The 14,509-nt window shown below is 60.3% G+C and carries 12 protein-coding genes; 5 read left to right on the plus strand and 7 right to left on the minus strand.

The window, feature by feature from the left end:
* Positions 1 to 24 precede the first annotated feature (24 nt).
* The 3 genes from BUA38_RS32220 to BUA38_RS32230 all read right to left on the minus strand — a co-directional run bounded on the left by BUA38_RS32220 (position 25) and on the right by BUA38_RS32230 (position 3,133).
* Entirely contained in the window at positions 25 to 606 is a 582-nt protein-coding gene (locus tag BUA38_RS32220) for a septal ring lytic transglycosylase RlpA family protein (protein ID WP_083587852.1), read from the minus strand.
* A gap of 414 nt (positions 607 to 1,020) precedes the next feature.
* Positions 1,021 to 1,581 carry a hypothetical protein gene (locus BUA38_RS32225; RefSeq protein WP_072824438.1) on the minus strand — a complete coding sequence of 187 codons (561 nt, stop codon included), beginning with the start codon at positions 1,579 to 1,581 and terminating at the stop codon, positions 1,021 to 1,023.
* Positions 1,582 to 2,218: 637 nt separating this feature from the next.
* Entirely contained in the window at positions 2,219 to 3,133 is a 915-nt protein-coding gene (locus tag BUA38_RS32230) for an IS1595 family transposase (RefSeq protein ID WP_072824440.1), read from the minus strand.
* A 105-nt stretch (positions 3,134 to 3,238) separates the two neighbouring features.
* Between BUA38_RS32230 and BUA38_RS32235 the strand changes: the two genes are divergently transcribed.
* Positions 3,239 to 4,024, plus strand: coding sequence for an AAA family ATPase (locus tag BUA38_RS32235; RefSeq protein WP_072826604.1), 786 nt, complete (start codon positions 3,239 to 3,241; stop codon positions 4,022 to 4,024).
* A 35-nt stretch (positions 4,025 to 4,059) separates the two neighbouring features.
* A complete protein-coding gene (locus BUA38_RS32240; RefSeq protein WP_072824442.1) occupies positions 4,060 to 4,833 on the plus strand; it encodes an AAA family ATPase in 774 nt (257 codons plus the stop codon).
* A gap of 76 nt (positions 4,834 to 4,909) precedes the next feature.
* Here the strand turns inward: BUA38_RS32240 and BUA38_RS32245 are convergent, their stop codons facing one another.
* From BUA38_RS32245 to BUA38_RS32260, 4 genes are all read right to left on the minus strand, one after another.
* On the minus strand, positions 4,910 to 5,539 hold the full coding sequence (locus tag BUA38_RS32245; protein WP_072826605.1) for a pyridoxamine 5'-phosphate oxidase family protein: 630 nt from the start codon (positions 5,537 to 5,539) through the stop codon (positions 4,910 to 4,912).
* A gap of 278 nt (positions 5,540 to 5,817) precedes the next feature.
* Positions 5,818 to 6,240, minus strand: coding sequence for a DUF4279 domain-containing protein (locus BUA38_RS38895; RefSeq protein WP_072824444.1), 423 nt, complete (start codon positions 6,238 to 6,240; stop codon positions 5,818 to 5,820).
* Positions 6,237 to 9,227 carry an excinuclease ABC subunit UvrA gene (uvrA, locus tag BUA38_RS32255; protein WP_072824446.1) on the minus strand — a complete coding sequence of 997 codons (2,991 nt, stop codon included), beginning with the start codon at positions 9,225 to 9,227 and terminating at the stop codon, positions 6,237 to 6,239. Before uvrA ends, BUA38_RS38895 begins: the two co-directional genes overlap by 4 nt.
* A 259-nt stretch (positions 9,228 to 9,486) precedes the next feature.
* A complete protein-coding gene (locus BUA38_RS32260; RefSeq protein ID WP_244553116.1) occupies positions 9,487 to 10,233 on the minus strand; it encodes an outer membrane protein in 747 nt (248 codons plus the stop codon).
* A gap of 389 nt (positions 10,234 to 10,622) precedes the next feature.
* Between BUA38_RS32260 and BUA38_RS32265 the strand changes: the two genes are divergently transcribed.
* The 3 genes from BUA38_RS32265 to gyrA all read left to right on the plus strand — a co-directional run bounded on the left by BUA38_RS32265 (position 10,623) and on the right by gyrA (position 14,493).
* Complete coding sequence (locus BUA38_RS32265) at positions 10,623 to 11,120, plus strand: single-stranded DNA-binding protein (RefSeq protein ID WP_072826607.1); 498 nt, start codon at positions 10,623 to 10,625, stop codon at positions 11,118 to 11,120.
* Between the two features lie 82 nt (positions 11,121 to 11,202).
* On the plus strand, positions 11,203 to 11,601 hold the full coding sequence (locus BUA38_RS32270; RefSeq protein ID WP_072824448.1) for a DUF2306 domain-containing protein: 399 nt from the start codon (positions 11,203 to 11,205) through the stop codon (positions 11,599 to 11,601).
* Positions 11,602 to 11,757: 156 nt separating this feature from the next.
* Positions 11,758 to 14,493, plus strand: coding sequence for a DNA gyrase subunit A (gene gyrA, locus BUA38_RS32275; protein ID WP_072824450.1), 2,736 nt, complete (start codon positions 11,758 to 11,760; stop codon positions 14,491 to 14,493).
* The last annotated feature ends 16 nt before the right edge of the window (positions 14,494 to 14,509 follow it).

Consider the following 14,509-nt stretch of genomic DNA (forward strand, 5'->3'; position numbering starts at 1 on the left):
ACCCTGGAGAAACGCGGGTAGTTATTATGGGACCACGTCGAGCTTGACCTTTGCGGTGCCGCTTCCAACCATTCCTAGCGCATTGGCCGCGGAGTAAGAGACGTCGACGACGCGTCCGGCCACGTACGGACCGCGGTCGTTGACCCGCACCGTCACGGATCGCCCCGTCGATACGTTGGTGACCCGCAAGCGGGTGCCGAACGGCAAGGTCGGGTGAGCGGCGGTCAAATCGTGCGTATTGAACTTTTCGCCGCTCGCGGTCTGTTGCCCTTCTGTGTAGAAGCTCGCAATTCCCTGCGACGCGGTCTGGGTCGGGCTCGCATTGTGGTGCCGCGCGAACGGGGTGTGCGTTCTCGCTGTGGCGACGTGCCTGTCGGGGGAGAAGAACGCCGTTCGATCGTGTTGCCACGACGCCTGCCGGCTTTGACCGCTAAACCCGGAAGTCCGAACTGCGTTGGACTGTGCGCAGGCGGCAAGCGAAGCAGCCCCGAGAACGGCGACCAGCGACTGAAAGACCTTTCGGACGCGCGTGGAGGAGACCGGCGCGTCCGGAGGATGATTGGCTTCGACAGCGACGTCCGAATTCTCGGCGAGAATGGAAGACATGCTGAGTCTCCAACTTCCGCCCCCGGCCTGAGCCCGGACCGCAATGAGGGCAGAACGGTGGCTCGACACGGTCCGGAGCGTTATCTACCCGGCGATTTCCCCTATGGTGTGGCCATTGCACCACAAATTGCCTTAGCGATGCCGCCCTTGAGGCCCTAACGACCTGTGCCTGCTCGCGAAATACCGCGCTTTACCCCGCATAATGTTCCGGTTATGTTCCATACACGCCGGGGGGGATTATATACTTGACACCACACGCCCCCACATGTAGTTCCGCGACTGCGGAAGGCGAAAAGCCTGATGCTGGCGCGCCCGAGATTGAAGTGACCCCGGCTATGATCGAGGCTGGGCTTAGTGAAATAGAACCATTCGATTTGCAGGAGGCGTATGAAAGCCAGATCGCCTGCATTGATCTCATTTCAAGAGTGTATCGGGCGATGCGTCGATCTCAGTGAGGAGAAGCAGAAGCATCTCTTTCATTTTTGTTATTTTCTCTACTATGAGATACATCCGGCTGGACGGAAACGTCTCGCCCGTGACCTGATCCGGTTTTGATTTAGCTCGCAGAGACATCGCCAGTGGCGTTCCATCTGGTTCTATTCGTCCCCATGCGCCATGGACGATGAAGTTACGATCGTCCCTGAGCGAATCAACAGCATCCAATACGAGCAATAGCGCCTCAAGTTTGTCGTCATTTGCCAAATGACGTGGGGCGATAATGCGCAAAAGGCTTATCTTAGTTGTTGCGTCGTCTCGACCAGTTATGGCGCGGCCATCTTCGAAACTTAGGTTCAGAAAACGCCAAATAACGTCATTCAAAACGTTTTCGAGCCGGCTCCATTCGATGGTGACGCGGCCAACTAGTCTCTCATGCTGCATACTAACGCCGAACACTGGCCTATGGTCGGGTCGCAACTCCTTGAACGGAGGTTTCGGCGGTATGAATTTCTTTCGTTTCGGTTTATCCTCAGACATGCCCAACGATCCCGATCAATACGACGAGAAGGAAGCCAAAAAGCGGTTTGAGGCAGCACTACGCGCTGGCCTAAAGACGCCTCACAAGCCGCTAAAGGAAAAGCCTAAGATTAGCCAAAAGAAGAAGATGGAACGGGACCGCGCAAAACGAGATGATCGCTAATTTTTTGGACCTGACCGTAGCGGGCGAATTGACGCCGGGATATCAATGTCTGGACTGTCTACGAACTCGTAAGAGGATGATTGTGGGTCTACCGTTCGCATCTCCAAGAGCGCTCTGGGTACTGGACCGTTTAGAATATATTCCGGGAAGCCCTGTTTCGATGCTTCCGGAACGTATTGATGCTGTCGATTATCGAACCGAATTATTCGGGCTGGTCTGGAGACTTTGTCTTTTGGCAGTTCTAGCCAATGTGGAACAAGCCATAGCTTTCCGTCGTGCTTTAGAACGTCGATTGAAAACATATTTCCGTCTGTGTCGTTTCCCACGAGTGCTTGGTAAATTCGATCAGTCATAAACTCTCCCCTTGGTTGCATTTAGGGAAGCTAGCGCGTCCGCCAGTATTTGACGAATCTTGGTTTTGACTTTTTCAGCTTTGACCGCCAGCGCAGGAAGCGCCGCGCCTTCCGTTTAAAGTCAGGCTTTGTGAGGTTGACGGTACGTCAGACGTTTGCCAGCAGCACCCTTGATGGCAAGGTCTGATCGTTCCCCATCGTTGACGCCCAACGCGACACGGTGCGAGTAACGGAAATCAAATTCTGAGAGATAGCGGTGAAGGTGCTTCTCGGAGCAGTGCTGATAGATGCCCTTCATGCCGCGTTTGAAGATTGAGTAGTAGCCCTCAACAGTATTGGTGGTCACATCCCCGCGCGCGTATTCCTCGCGGCCATGATTGACGGTCTCATGGTCTACGCCGAGATCGCGGGCGATCACCTTGTAGGACGGCATTTCGTCAGTATGCAGGCGGCTTTCACGGTCGAGATTGGCGCTGATGATTGAGCCGATATCAGCAACCGAAACGCTATCGACATGGAAGCTACGGGCAGAACCGCCGCGTTCAACGAGCGTCACGACAATATTCTGAAAACCACGGCGATGCTTCGGAGCGCCGTCCTGCCGTCCGATATAGGTTTCGTCAGACTCTACGACCTTGCCAGAACCGCCCATAGGCGGCAGCAAGCCGCCAGAGCGCATGGCCTCACGGATACGATGGGCAAGGAACCACGCGGTCTTGTAGGTCACGCCAAGGGTACGGTGCAGCTGATGGGCGGAAACGCCTTTCTTGCTGGACGCCATCAGGAAGAACGCCTGTAGCCAGACGTTGAGCTTGATGTGGCTGGACTCCATGACGCTCTTGGTCGTGACGGAGAAGTCCTTGCGGCATTCCTTGATGCGGCAGCGATAGACGCCGGGCTTCTTGGTCGCGAATGACTCGCTGACCGTCCCACAATGCGGACAAACGCGCTCGCTGCCCCAGCGGAGACCTTCAAGGTACTCGCGGGCTGCTTCCGGGCTCTGGAAGTGCGGGGCGTTGAACATGGATTTGGACATGGGGACCGATCCGGGTGTTTTGATGGCCTTAGTCTACCCATGGTATTTGTGGTGTCAAGTATATAATCCCCCACGCCGGGCGTGTCAAACGGCGTGAGGCAGAGCATGGGTTCACGAGGCAAACGCGACATCAATCTGCCGGCGCCCTACCTCAAGCGGATCTGGCTCGATCCGGAGCGCATTCCCGATCGCGACGCCTATCCGTTCTGCCTGCCGTTTCTGCACGACGATTTCTCGCTGACCTTCGATCGCGCCATCACGATCATCGCCGGCGAAAATGGCGCCGGCAAATCGACGCTGCTGGAGGGACTGGCCGTCATGGCTGGCTTCGATGAAGCCGGTGGCGGGAAGGGCTACCGCACAGTCGATCATTCGCAAGCCGTGGAAGAGGGCGGCGGAGAATTGACAGTAGCGCTACGCGCAAGCTGGGTGCCAAAAGTCAGCTACGGCTGGTTTTTCCGCGCGGAAACCTTTTTCTCGGTCGCGAGATATCTGGACGCAGTCGGGAGTACGTCGGCAGATTTCCTGTCCTATTCGCACGGTGAGGGGTTCCTTCGCTTCTTCGAGGAGCGCTGCCAGCGGCAGGGCATCTTCATCTTCGACGAGCCGGAGTCGGCGCTGTCGCCCACGCGCCAAATGGAATTTCTGAAGCTGCTTTATCGCATGGACAAATCGCAGCGCTGCCAGGTGGTCATGGCGACGCATTCGCCGGTCCTGATGGCCTATCCCAACGCGACGCTGCTGGAATTCACCAAATACGGACTAGAGCCGACCACCGTCGAGCAGACCGATCACTACAAGGCGATGCAGGAGTTCTTCTACGATCCGCGGGGGTTTGTGGAAGCGGCGATTGAGGAGGTCGACCTCGAGGAACGAGAGGGCGACGCTTAGATACATTGTCCTTTATACGCAGCGCGAGATAGCACATGAATTCACGAGCAAAACGCGACATCAACCTGCCGGCGCCGTACCTCAAGCGGATATGGCTCGATCCGGAGCGCATTCCCGATCCCGAGGCCTATCCGTTCTGCCTACCGCTCCTGCATGAGAATTTCTCGCTGACCTTCGATCGCGCCATCACGATCATTGTTGGCGAAAACGGCACCGGGAAATCGACGCTGCTGGAAGGCATCGGCGTGCTCGCCGGCTATGACGAAGCTGGCGGCGGCAAGGGCTACGCGTCGGTCGATCACTCCGATGCGCTGGAGAAGATGGGCGGACATTTGTCGAAAGCGCTGCGTGCAAGCTGGCTGCCCAAGATCACCAATGGCTGGTTCTTCCGCGCCGAGAGCTTCTTCTCGGTCGCGCGCTATCTCGATCGGGCGGCCCTGGACGATCCGTTTGGTCCGCCGCCGCCCGACTTCCTGTCTCACTCCCATGGCGAAGGCTTCTTGCGCTTCTTCGAGGAGCGCTGCCAGCGCCAGGGCATCTTCATCTTCGACGAACCGGAATCCGCCTTGTCCCCCGCGCGTCAGATCGAATTCCTGAAGCTGATGCGGCGCATGGACGACAGCCGCCGCTGCCAGGTGATCATGGCAACGCATTCGCCGTTGCTGATGGCGTACCCCAACGCGACGCTGCTACAGTTCACCAAATACGGTTTGGAGCCGACGACCCTCGAACAGACCGATCATTACAAGGCGATGCAGGAGTTCTTCTACGATCCAAGAGGATTTGTGGAAGCGGCGATTGAGGAGTGAGGGAGGCTTGTCATTCCAGGGTGCGTCGAAAATGCGAACCCGGAATGATCATGCAGGATAGGCATACCGCCGCAAGCTACGTCTCGCGCTTTCGATGCGGATCGTACTTTGAGAGCACGTCCTTGAGGTAATCCCGGCTTTTCCATTCGGGGGCCGGCGGCTCGTAGCCGGGACGTGGGACAAACTGGTTCGGTGGTACCGAAGCGGAAGCACCCATCAAGTCCGGAACGTAGCGCGGGCAGTTCGGAAAGATCTCGCATGTGACGCGCACGACCACTTTCGCTCCATGATGCCGGCTGCGTGTCTCCGCGTCGTCGTGGATCGTTGCCTTGCCCCGGATGCGGGTGCGGAACGTCTTGCCGTCGAAGCGCACGAACAACAATCCGACATTCGAATTGCGATGAATATTGCCGAGCGTGCGGTACATGTTGTTGCCGTCATACTCGGGGTATTCAATCGTGTCGGGCCCGGTAATCTTGACGAAGCCGGGATCGCCTGAACGCATGGAGCAATCGACATTGTCCTGATAGCTCGTGGCGATAAAAAAGAACCGCGCTTCCTCGATGAGGGTGCGGTCCTGTTCCCAGAATTCGAAGTGGAGGCGATGCTTCTCGAGACCGTCGGCGACACGGCGGCCGTCGAAGCGGTCCTGCAGCTCGCGCATGCCGCCATGGTAGAAGGGAGCGCGTTCGATCGGTGTGGTCATGGGAGCCTCGGCGGACTGCTTGCGGCAGATCGCCAATTGATAGCAGACCGCCGCGTGCTGCGCGATGGCCGCATGCGCATTAGGATGGGATCTGGAGTCCGAGACCGCAGAGCAGACGGATCACTACAAGGCGATGCGTGAGTTCTTCGACGATCCCAGGGGATTTGTGGAAGCCGCGACTGAGGAGTGACCGGCGTTCATTCCGGGGCGCATCGAAGATGCGAACCCGGAATGACGAAAAGCTGGATTGCTTCGCTGCGCTCGCAATGAGCTGGAACTCAAGCGTCAGCAAGGTAAATATTCAGGTCCAACGCGATTTCCATATCCGTCATTTGGCGCAAAATCTCGCTGCTAAGCGTCTCGCCGGTGTCATTGTCGCAGAACCATCCAACGTAGAAACTGATCCGTCCGCCTGTCGAAGTGAGTCTTCGGAGAATAGCCCGGTGAGGCTTAAGCGAGCGCACCGCAGATTCTATTTTCTTTGATAATTCGACTTTTGACGTGGCTCCCAGGTCGATCGAGCAATAGGAGCTCTCGCGTACGCCTGCGAGACGGCGCCCCTTGGGCGTTCGCCGTTCTTCTCCCTCTTTCCAAATAATCTTCGGGCGTACGCCGAGCGTTCGACAGATAGTCGATAAATCGCGAGTTGGGTGCTTGAGGTGTAACGAGAGCTTGGTCCGCTGCGTTCCCAAGCTGCTCACTCCGCTGCTTCGCTGGCCCCGCCGCTCGCCTTCCGTGGCTTGCCGGCCTTTTCCAGCACCGGTTTTAAAAACTTGCCGGTGTAGCTGCGTGGCGCTTTCACGATGTCTTCCGGCGGACCCCAGGCGACGATTTCGCCGCCGCCGTCGCCGCCTTCGGGGCCGAGATCGATCACCCAATCCGCGGTCTTGATCACTTCGAGATTGTGCTCGATCACGACCACCGTATTTCCCTGCGCCACCAGTTCGTGCAGCACTTCGAGCAGCTTCTTCACGTCGTGGAAGTGCAGCCCCGTGGTCGGCTCGTCCAGGATGTAGAGCGTGCGGCCCGTCGCGCGCTTTGACAGCTCCTTGGCGAGCTTGACGCGCTGGGCTTCGCCGCCCGACAGCGTCGTCGCCTGCTGGCCGACATGGATGTAGTCGAGGCCGACGCGGTGCAGCGTCTTGAAGGTTTCCCGAACCCGCGGCACCGCCTTGAAGAAGTCGGCGGCTTCCTCGACCGTCATGTCGAGCACGTCGGCGATCGACTTGCCCTTGAACAGCACTTCCAGCGTTTCGCGGTTGTAGCGCTTGCCCTTGCAGACGTCGCAAGTGACGTAGACGTCCGGCAGGAAGTGCATCTCGATCTTGATGACGCCGTCGCCCTCGCAGGCCTCGCAGCGGCCGCCCTTGACGTTGAAGGAGAAGCGTCCGGGCTCGTAGCCGCGCGCTTTCGCTTCGGGGAGCCCTGCGAACCATTCGCGGATCGGCGTGAACGCGCCGGTATAGGTCGCGGGGTTGGAACGCGGGGTGCGGCCGATCGGCGACTGATCGATGTCGATGATCTTGTCGATATGCTCCAGCCCTTCGATGCGGTCGTGGGGCGCGGCGCCTTCGCTGGCATTGTTGAGCTTGCGCGCAATCGCCTTGTAGAGCGTGTCGATTAGCAGCGTCGACTTGCCGCCGCCGGAGACGCCGGTCACGCAGGTGAACAACCCCAGCGGAATTTCCGCCGAGACGTTCTTGAGGTTATTGCCGCGGGCGTTGACGACCTTGATGGTGCGGCGATGGTTCGGCGGCCGCCGCTCCGGCACGTCCACCGACAATTCGCCGGTGAGATACTTGCCGGTCAGCGATTTCGGATTGGCCATGATCTCGGCGGGCGTGCCTTGGGCGACGATATGGCCGCCATGCATGCCGGCGCCGGGGCCGATGTCGAGGACATGATCGGCCAAGCGGATCGCATCCTCGTCGTGCTCGACCACGATCACGGTATTGCCGAGATCGCGAAGCCGCTTCAGCGTATCGAGCAGCCGCGCATTGTCGCGCTGGTGCAGGCCGATCGAGGGCTCGTCGAGCACGTAGAGCACGCCGGTCAGCCCCGAGCCGATCTGCGAGGCCAGGCGAATTCGCTGGCTTTCGCCGCCGGACAGCGTGCCGGAGGAACGTGACAGCGTCAGATAATTCAGGCCGACGTCGAGCAGGAACGACAGCCGCTCGCGGATTTCCTTGAGCACGCGGGCGGCGATCTCGTTCTGCTGCGTGTTGAGCGCCTTCGGCACGGTCTCGAACCATTCGCCGGCGCGCCGCACCGACATTTCCGAGATCTCGCCGATATGCTTGCCGCCGATCTTGACACAGAGCGCTTCCGGCTTGAGGCGATGGCCGTGGCAGGCCTCGCAGGGCACGTCGGAGAAATATTTCGCCAGTTCCTCGCGCGCCCACTCGCTCTCGGTCTCGCGAAAGCGGCGGTTGATGTTGGTGATCACGCCCTCGAACGGCTTCTTGGTGTCGTAGGAACGCACGCCGTCTTCATAGGAGAACTTGATCTCGTCCTCGCCCGAGCCGTGAAGAATTGCTGCTTGCGTTTTCTTCGGCAGGTCCTTCCACTTGGTGTCGAGCGTGAACTTGTAGAATTTGCCGAGCGCAGTCAGCGTCTGGACGTAATAGGGCGACGACGACTTCGCCCAGGGCGCGATCGCGCCCTTGCGCAGGGTCATCTCCTTGTCGGGAATGACGAGGTCTTCGTCGATGTGCTGCTCGATGCCGAGGCCGCCGCAGGCAGGACACGCGCCATAGGGGTTGTTGAACGAAAACAGCCGCGGCTCGATCTCGGGGATCGTGAAGCCGGAGACGGGGCAGGCGAACTTCTCCGAGAACAGAATCCGCTCCGGTCCGCTCTTGTCGTGGATCTTGGCGACTTTTTTCTTGTCGTCCTTCTTGTCATCGCCCTCGGCCGCAGGCGCATCGGCGTATTCGATGACAGCGAGGCCCTCGGCGATCTTCAGCGCGGTCTCGAAGCTTTCGGCGAGGCGCTGGCCGATGTCGCCCCGCACCACGATGCGGTCGACCACGACGTCGATGTCGTGCGGGAATTTCTTGTCGAGCGTGGGCGCTTCCGCCAACTCATGGAATTTGCCGTCGATCTTGACGCGCTGGAATCCCTTCTTGAGGTATTCGGCGAGCTCTTTCTTGTATTCGCCCTTGCGGCCGCGCACGACCGGCGCCAGCAGATAGAGCCGCGTGCCTTCCGGCAGCGCAAGCACGCGATCGACCATCTGAGAGACGATCTGGCTTTCGATCGGCAAGCCCGTGGCCGGCGAATAGGGCACGCCGACGCGCGCCCACAACAGGCGCATGTAGTCGTAGATCTCGGTAACGGTGCCGACGGTCGAGCGCGGATTTTTCGACGTAGTTTTCTGCTCGATCGAGATCGCCGGCGACAACCCGTCGATCTGGTCGACGTCCGGCTTCTGCATCATCTCCAGAAATTGCCGCGCATAGGCCGACAGCGACTCGACGTAGCGCCGCTGGCCTTCGGCATAGATGGTGTCGAAGGCGAGCGAGGATTTTCCCGAACCCGATAGCCCGGTGAAGACCACCAGCCTGTCGCGCGGAATTTCGACGTCGATGTTCTTCAGATTGTGCTCGCGGGCACCGCGAATGGTAATGGCGCGCAGGCTCGATTGGCCCGTCTGTTGGCGCTGTTTGGCCTTGATCACTTCGTCCATACCGGGGTTCCAGAAACGGGAGCCGGCGCGTCGCGGAAGCGATCAGGCGCCAACGGCAATATAGGCGAACGTAGGAAGAACGTGCGCCAATTTCCAGTGCTGCGTGAAAGCCATCAACGGAATTGATTCGGCGCATCGCGGTTTCACGCGAAGTGGCAGCAAGCGTCAGCAGAACGGCTTGCCCATGGTCAACAAAAAAGGCCAACAAAAAAGCCGGCTGAAGGCCGGCCTTTTCGAATTTCGTGTGCTCGAGTTGCGATCAGTACTTGGCGACGACCGGGCCGCCCCAGCGGTAGTTCACGCGCACCGAAACCAGATCGGCATCGCCGTGGACGCGGTCGGTGGTCAGCAGGGTTCCCGCCGGCGTGATCATCTGGGTGTTGTTGTTCGGAATGAACAGGTGATTGTACTCGATCGCGGCCGACCAGTTCGGCGCGAACGAGAATTCGATGCCGGCGCCAACGGTGCCACCCCAGCGGTTGTCGCCGGAAGCGGTTGCGAGCACCGCGCCGTTGGTCAGGACTTCGTTGCGATCGGCAACGACCGCCGCGCCGCCCTTGAAGTACAGCAGCGCCGTATTCCAGGCGTAACCGACCTGGCCGGTGAACAGGCCGAAGTCGTCGATGTGCGAGCGATTGACGTTGGCCGGCGTGAGGATGCTGACGTTGCTGCCCTTCAGATCGGCCCAGTCGCCCTGAAGGTCGAAGCCAAACACCCACGACGACATCTGCCAGCGGTAGCCGATCTGGCCACCGGCAAAACCGCCCGAGGTGTCGTGGCAGCCGTCGGGGCCGATCACGGTCGGACCTGTCTGGTCGAAGCAACGGCGCGATGTGCCCCAGCCGCCGTTGACGCCGACATAGACGCCGCTCCAGTCGTAGAACGCAGGCACGAATGCTTCAGGCGCTTTGGTATAGGTTCGTGCCGGAAGATCTGCGGCCACAGCTGGCGCAACGCCAAGCGAGATCAGTGCCAGCGCACCAAACAGGAAGCTTTTCTGCATCATCCCGATCTTCTTCACCCGTGCTTCGCTTTCGCGAAGCGTATTTCCATCCCCGGGGCGGACGCCCATCCACCCCAATTTCGACCACGACCATAAATCATCCGCCGCCCCAACGCCGTCTCCCAAAAGCCACAGTCGACCACGAACTGTGTCTCAGGGAAGCCGATGAATTGTCTGGCTTTTTGCAGGGCGGCTGGCGCCTGGCCGGCAAGCGGCGGGAATCCGGGGCCAGAGGCGTCGAATGTCAGCTTTTCCCGGCTGTTTCAGGGAACAAAACTGGAACATTCGGGTTTGCGATGCTATATGTGGATAACCGCCGATGGCACGGCGCACTGGCCGCCAGCGAGCGTATAGGGTCGGCCGATATTGCGGATGTTGTGGAGATCAAGGCGATGGCAGGAAGCGTGAACAAGGTGATTCTGGTCGGAAATCTCGGCAAGGATCCCGAAATCCGGCGTACCCAGGACGGGCGGCCGATCGCCAATCTCTCGATCGCGACGTCGGAGACCTGGCGCGACAAGGCGACCGGCGAGCGCAAGGAAAAGACCGAATGGCACCGCGTGGTGATCTTCAATGAAGGGCTCACCAAGGTCGCCGAGCAGTACCTGAAGAAGGGTGCCAAGGTTTACATCGAAGGCCAGTTGCAGACGCGCAAATGGACCGACCAGAGCGGCGCGGAAAAGTATTCGACCGAGGTGGTGCTGCAAGGCTTCAACTCGAACCTGACCATGCTGGATGGCCGCGGCGGCGGCAGTAGTGGTGGCGGAAGCTTCGGAGCTGAGGACCAGGGTGGTGGCGACTTCGGGTCGAGCTCCCCCTCGAGCGCGCCGCGCCGTGCGGTCGCGGCAGGCAGCCGTAACAGCGACATGGACGACGACATTCCGTTCTGAGAAACCAAGGCGAATATCCCGGGATCGGCGAGGGCATGATCCGGCTTTCCGGATCATGCGAGGTGAGAGGAGACTGCGCGTTGTGAGCCTCGCACCCCTCCTCAATGCCGCGCCGGCCATTCCCGTTCATGCCTTCGCGGCGATGGCGGCGTTCGTGCTGGGCGTGGTCCAGTTCGCCGCGCCAAAGGGAACGCTGCCTCACCGCACCATCGGCTGGATCTGGGTCATCCTGATGCTGGCGGTGGCGTTGAGTTCATTCTGGATCCACCAGCTCAAGCTCTGGGGTCCCTGGAGCCCGATCCATCTGCTGTCGATCCTGGTGATCGTTAGTGTTCCGCTCGCGGTATGGAAGGCGCATCACCACGAGGTCGTGGATCATCGCCGCATCATGATCTTGGTTTTCTCGGGCGCGCTCGTGGTGGCGGGCCTGTTCACGCTGCTGCCGGGACGGATCATGCACGCGGTGATTTTCGGCCCCTGAAACGGGCCTTTTGGCCCGGTTCGAGATGCATCCCGGTCTGGCCTCTAAGTTACTGGAAAAACTAAGGGAAAAACCCCCGGCGAAAGCGAGTTAGAGGTGGTTTTGTAGCCCCTGATGCGCTATATGAACATGATTCTGAATTGACCGGATTTTCCCTTGTCTGAACCTGAAGATACCAAGCCCGGCGAACCGCCGGTGCCGTCCGACGTTCGTCCCGTTTCCATCCTCGACGAGATGAAGCGCTCCTACCTCGATTACGCCATGAGCGTGATCGTGTCGCGCGCGCTGCCGGATGCCCGTGACGGTCTCAAGCCGGTTCACCGCCGCATCCTCTATGCGATGCATGAGAACGGCTTCGACTGGAACAAGTCGCACAACAAGTCGGCGCGCACGGTCGGCGACGTCATCGGTAAATACCATCCGCACGGCGACCAGTCGGTCTACGATGCGCTGGTTCGTTTGGCACAAGACTTCTCGATGCGCGTGCCGCTGATCGACGGGCAAGGCAATTTCGGCTCGATCGACGGCGACGCCGCCGCCGCGATGCGATACACGGAATCACGGCTCACCAAGATCGCCCATACGCTGCTGGATGACCTCGACAAGGACACCGTCAATTTCCAGGCCAACTATGACGACAAGGATCAAGAGCCGACTGTCCTTCCGGCCAAATTCCCCAATCTTCTCGTCAACGGCGCCGGCGGCATCGCCGTCGGCATGGCGACCAACATTCCGCCGCACAATCTCGGCGAAGTCATCGACGCCTGCACGGCGCTGATCGACAATCCCGGCCTCACGATCGATCAGCTCATCGAGATCATTCCGGGTCCGGATTTTCCGACCGGCGGCATCATTCTCGGCAAGCAGGGCATCCGCTCTGCCTATCATCTCGGCCGCGGCTCGATCGTCATGCGCGGCAAGGTGTCGATCGACACCATCCGCAAGGACCGCGAAGCGATCGTGATCACCGAAGTTCCCTATCAGGTCAACAAGGCTACGATGGTCGAGCGCATCGCCGAACTGGTGCGCGAAAAGAAGATCGAGGGCATCGCGGACCTGCGCGATGAGTCCGATCGCCAGGGTTATCGTGTGGTCGTGGAGTTGAAGCGCGACGCCGTGCCGGATGTGGTGCTGAACCAGCTCTACAAATTCACGCCGTTGCAGACCAGTTTCGGCGCCAACATGGTCGCGCTCGATGCCGGTCGGCCGCAGATCATGAACCTGAAGGACCTGCTGACCATTTTCGTTGCCTTCCGCGAGCAGGTGGTGACGCGGCGGACCAAGTTCCTGCTCAACAAGGCGCGCGATCGCGCCCATATCCTCGTTGGCCTTGCCATTGCGGTCGCCAATATCGACGAAATCATTCGCGTGATCCGCACCTCGCCCGATCCGAACACCGCGCGCGACGCGTTGATGTCGCGCGACTGGCCGGCGCAGGACGTCGCCGCCATGATCACGCTGATCGACGATCCGCGCCATCGCCTCGCGCCGGATGGCACTGCGCGGCTGTCGTTCGAGCAGGCCAAGGCGATCCTCGACCTGCGTTTGCAGCGGCTCACCGCGCTTGGCCGCGAGGAAATCTCCGAAGAACTCGACAAGCTCGCGGCCGAGATCAGTGACTATCTCGATATCCTGCGCTCGCGCGCCCGCGTTCAGACCATCGTCAAGACCGAGCTTGCGGAAGTGAAGTCGGAATTCGCGACGCCGCGCAAGACCGTCATCATCGAGCAGGAAGGCGAGGTCGAGGACGAGGACCTCATTCAGCGCGAGGACATGGTCGTTACCGTCTCGCATGCCGGCTACGTCAAGCGCGTGCCGTTGTCGACCTATCGCGCGCAGCGCCGCGGCGGCAAGGGCAGGGCGGGCATGCAGACCCGTGACGAGGATTTCGTCAGCCGCCTGTTCGTCGCCTCGACGCACACGCCGGTGCTGTTCTTCTCCTCGCGCGGCCAGGTCTACAAGGAAAAGGTCTGGCGGCTGCCGATGGCGGCGCCGAATGCCCGCGGCAAGGCCATGATCAATATCCTGCCGCTCGAACAGGGCGAGCGCATCACGACCATCATGCCGTTGCCGGAGGATGAATCCTCCTGGGGCAATCTCGACGTGATGTTCGCCACGACCGGCGGCACGGTCCGCCGCAACAAGCTCTCGGATTTTGTCGATGTCCGCCGCTCCGGCATCATCGCCATGAAGCTCGACGAGGACGAGGCGATCGTCGACGTGCAGATCTGCACCGAGCACGACGACGTGCTGCTCACGGCGGCCGGCGGCCAGTGCATCCGCTTCCCGGTGACCGACGTGCGGGTATTCTCGGGCCGCACCTCGATGGGCGTGCGTGGTATCGCGCTGCCCGGCGGCGACCGGCTGATTTCGCTTGCGATCCTCCGGCATGTCGAGGCGACGTCGGACGAACGTTCGGCCTATTTGAAGATGCGACGGGCGGTGGCTGGTGAAGGCGTCGGAGAAGATGCGGCCGCGGAGGGCGAGGCCGAGGAGGCCTCCAGCACCATTCAGCTCTCGTCCGAGCGCTACGTCGAGATGTCGGCGCAGGAACAGGTGGTGCTGACGGTCTCCGTGAACGGATTCGGCAAGCGCACCTCGTCTTACGAATACCGAACGACCGGGCGTGGCGGCAAGGGCATCGTCGCGATGTCGGTCAACGACCGCAACGGCAAACTGGTTGCTTCCTTCCCCGTCGAAGAGTCCGACCAGATCATGCTAGTGACCGACAAGGGCCAGCTGATCCGTTGCCCGGTGGAAGACATCCGCATCGCCGGCCGCTCGACGCAAGGCGTCATCGTGTTCGATACCGCCGACGACGAACACGTCGTGTCGGTCGAACACATCGGCGAGGAAACCGAGAACGGCAACGGGAACGGCGGCTCGGCCTAGTGGTCCGATTCTAACA

It is taken from the genome of Bradyrhizobium erythrophlei, from assembly GCF_900142985.1.
Lineage (GTDB): Bacteria > Pseudomonadota > Alphaproteobacteria > Rhizobiales > Xanthobacteraceae > Bradyrhizobium > Bradyrhizobium erythrophlei_B.

Coding starts and splice junctions, on each gene's coding strand:
- BUA38_RS32220 (WP_083587852.1), bottom strand. CDS start 606: ATGTCTTCCATTCTCGCCGAGAATTCGGACGTCGCTGTCGAAGCCAAT.
- BUA38_RS32225 (WP_072824438.1), bottom strand. CDS start 1,581: ATGTCTGAGGATAAACCGAAACGAAAGAAATTCATACCGCCGAAACCT.
- BUA38_RS32230 (WP_072824440.1), bottom strand. CDS start 3,133: ATGTCCAAATCCATGTTCAACGCCCCGCACTTCCAGAGCCCGGAAGCA.
- BUA38_RS32235 (WP_072826604.1), top strand. CDS start 3,239: ATGGGTTCACGAGGCAAACGCGACATCAATCTGCCGGCGCCCTACCTC.
- BUA38_RS32240 (WP_072824442.1), top strand. CDS start 4,060: ATGAATTCACGAGCAAAACGCGACATCAACCTGCCGGCGCCGTACCTC.
- BUA38_RS32245 (WP_072826605.1), bottom strand. CDS start 5,539: ATGACCACACCGATCGAACGCGCTCCCTTCTACCATGGCGGCATGCGC.
- uvrA (WP_072824446.1), bottom strand. CDS start 9,227: ATGGACGAAGTGATCAAGGCCAAACAGCGCCAACAGACGGGCCAATCG.
- BUA38_RS32260 (WP_244553116.1), bottom strand. CDS start 10,233: ATGATGCAGAAAAGCTTCCTGTTTGGTGCGCTGGCACTGATCTCGCTT.
- BUA38_RS32265 (WP_072826607.1), top strand. CDS start 10,623: ATGGCAGGAAGCGTGAACAAGGTGATTCTGGTCGGAAATCTCGGCAAG.